This window comes from Actinomadura bangladeshensis, from assembly GCF_004348335.1.
Classification (GTDB): domain Bacteria; phylum Actinomycetota; class Actinomycetes; order Streptosporangiales; family Streptosporangiaceae; genus Spirillospora; species Spirillospora bangladeshensis.
This window is the reverse complement of sequence record NZ_SMJW01000484.1, coordinates 1-2,466: the sequence shown is the minus strand read 5'-3', so window position 1 is coordinate 2,466 and position 2,466 is coordinate 1. Positions and strand designations below refer to the sequence as shown.

Below are 2,466 nucleotides of genomic sequence, written 5' to 3'. Positions count from 1 at the left end.
GCGGCCCGTCACCGGAAGGAAGATCGTGGCTGGTCATCGTCACTCTGCTCAGTACCCGTTCTCGCCCTGTTCACATCAGTTAGGGAACTTCATTCCCTCGTGTCCCACCTGAGCCTGACACAGAGGGAACTGGTGCCCGCTACCACGCGGAGCACTACCGCTTCGCGGACGAGCGCCGCGGAAAGGTCGCGCTGACCACCACCCGCTGAACTCCCAGCTAGACCGCGTGGCGCTCATCATCGTCGGACGGGCCGGCCGCCACCTCGGCCCGCTTCTGAGCCCCAGCCCGACGCCGTTCACGCCACGCATAGGGAATGACGACGAAGAGGACTCCCACGCCCGGGGCCAGGCTGACGAGGTGGGCATTGCCGGTCCCGATCAGCGCCGCGATAACGACGAGGACGATCGACCATTCGATTGGATGCTGTAGAACGGGACGGTCCGCCACGTTCCATCCCTGTCCCCGCTCCCGCTGCCGCAACCAAGCCTCCGCAAGGACGCCGATCGCCACATACACACAGGCCCACGCGACAAAAGCAGGAGACCAGAAGAGCATCGCCCCGAGACCTCCGCCGACCACCGCGACCAGGAAAACGACAACCCACACCAGAAGCCGCGCCCAGAACCCCATCTACCCACCGCCTTTGGAACGCCATCCCGCACCCACCTACATCAAAGCGTGCTCACGAACGTAGGACCAGGAGAAAACAGCACCGGCGGTTCCGCGCGGACGGCACCATCCTCACGAGGCCGCCGACAGGAGCGCTGCCCACTGCTCATGGGGGTCAGAGGCGGACGTTGTCGGTGGGCTGGTCCAGCCAGAGGCGGTCGCCGGTGGGTGAGACGGTCAGGCCGAAGCGGTCGCGGCCGGGGCTGCGGTGGGCGATCCAGTCGAAGTAGGCCGATACCGCCAGATCCCACAGGCGCTGGTCCCCGCCCTGTTCGACGTCGAAGGAGTCGCGGCCAGGCTCGTAGTGGGCTTCGGCCCACGCGTCCGCGCTCCACAGGCGCAGGGTGTAGGCGTCGCCGTCGTGTGCGCCCCGGGCGCACACGCCCGGTAGCGCAGCTCCCATCGCCAGGTTGGCGCCTGCCGGGGCGTAGCCGATGGTCCGGGGGTCGATGTCGGTCGTGGATCGGTTCCCGTGCCGGTCAGAGGCGTCCCATTCGGGGTGACGCTGCGCTCGCATCATCATGTACGAGGCGTAGCCGGTCAACCGGCCCACGGCGGTACCGTCCGGCATCACCACGAGCCGCAGTTCGTGGCTGGACCCGAACCCTGGAGCGTAGGGCGTCACGATCACCCCGCCCGGGCGGGTCTGCTCCACCCACGCATACGGCACGCGGGCGACCGCGCAGGTGGCGTGCACCCGGTCGTAGGGCGCTCCCTGCACCCAACCGTGAGCGCCGTCCCCAACGATGAGCCGAGGCGCGTGGCCCGCGCGCTTGAGGTTGGCGGACGCCTGCGCCGACACCGCGGGGTCGACCTCCACGCTCGTGACGTTCGCCGAGCCGACCAGCCGCGACAGCAGCGCGGCCGTCCAGCCGGTGCCGGTGCCCACGTCCAGCACGCGATGCCCCGGCTCGACGTCCAGCAATTCCAGAAGGGACACGACGGTTTGGACGCGGATAGCGACGAGGTGAACCGGCCCTCACCGGTCGCGAGATCGGTCGCGCCGTCATCAAGCTGGGTGATGACCGCGTCGTCGCCGTAGACCCGGAAGGAGGGCGGTGCGGCTGGCGGGTTAGAAGCCGTGGGTCGGGAGGACGCCTTCGAGCGGCTCGGGAATGGTCAGGTCGTCGCCGAGAGCGGCCGAGGCGCTGTGCGCATAGTCGCCGCCGCGTGGCTCGGAGAAGATCGTGGCCTTGCCGTCCAGCCGGTCGATCAGCAGGTACAGCGGGATGTCGGCGGCGGCGTAGCCCTGGCGCTTGGGCCCACGGTCGCGTTCGGCGCCCTTGCGATCACGCGGACGGCCGGAGGTCACCTCCACGACCATCACCACGCCGTCGGGCTTGCTGTGCCATTCCCGTCCGGCGAAAGCACCCTTGGGAGCGGCGATCCCATCAGGAACGTACTCGCCCTCTGGGCTGATCAGTGTCAGGTTGCGATGCAGCCGCAGATCGTGGACGTCCCGCACCCAGTCATCGACGGCCACGACGATGGTCTCGTGCTGCCCGTCGGGGGTCGGTGACACGATGATCTCTCCATCTACCAACTCGGCACGGAAGCCCGGCATCACATCGAGCGCAGCGTACGCCTCGCGCAGGTCGCCACGGACGGGCGACGGCTCTTCCGGCATCGCCGTCATGACAATTCTCCGTTCATGGTGTCAGAGAAGTTGCACCATACCCTTGACACTAGCAACGCATCCTCCCCGGGGCGGGCTGAGCCGCGCCAACGGGAGCGTCCCCTTGGACGGGGTACCTCTGGGGTAGGTGGACGGGCCGGGACCTCACGGGGAGGGGTGG

General features: G+C 68.5%; 3 protein-coding genes. All 3 read right to left on the bottom strand.

Going from position 1 to position 2,466, the window contains the following annotated elements; genetic code table 11:
• Window positions 1–217: 217 nt before the first annotated feature.
• On the bottom strand, window positions 218–631 hold the full coding sequence (locus E1284_RS40155; protein ID WP_131945351.1) for a hypothetical protein: 414 nt from the start codon (window positions 629–631) through the stop codon (window positions 218–220).
• A gap of 154 nt (window positions 632–785) precedes the next feature.
• The gene (locus E1284_RS40150) at window positions 786–1,610 is read right to left on the bottom strand and encodes a methyltransferase domain-containing protein (protein ID WP_165965626.1); all 825 of its coding nucleotides are present in this window, start codon (window positions 1,608–1,610) and stop codon (window positions 786–788) included.
• Between the two features lie 132 nt (window positions 1,611–1,742).
• Window positions 1,743–2,306: a Uma2 family endonuclease gene (locus E1284_RS40145; RefSeq protein WP_131945349.1), complete on the bottom strand. Its 564-nt coding sequence runs from the start codon at window positions 2,304–2,306 to the stop codon at window positions 1,743–1,745.
• Window positions 2,307–2,466: the final 160 nt, after the last annotated feature.

Coding starts and splice junctions, on each gene's coding strand:
- E1284_RS40155 (WP_131945351.1), bottom strand. CDS start 631: ATGGGGTTCTGGGCGCGGCTTCTGGTGTGGGTTGTCGTTTTCCTGGTC.
- E1284_RS40145 (WP_131945349.1), bottom strand. CDS start 2,306: ATGACGGCGATGCCGGAAGAGCCGTCGCCCGTCCGTGGCGACCTGCGC.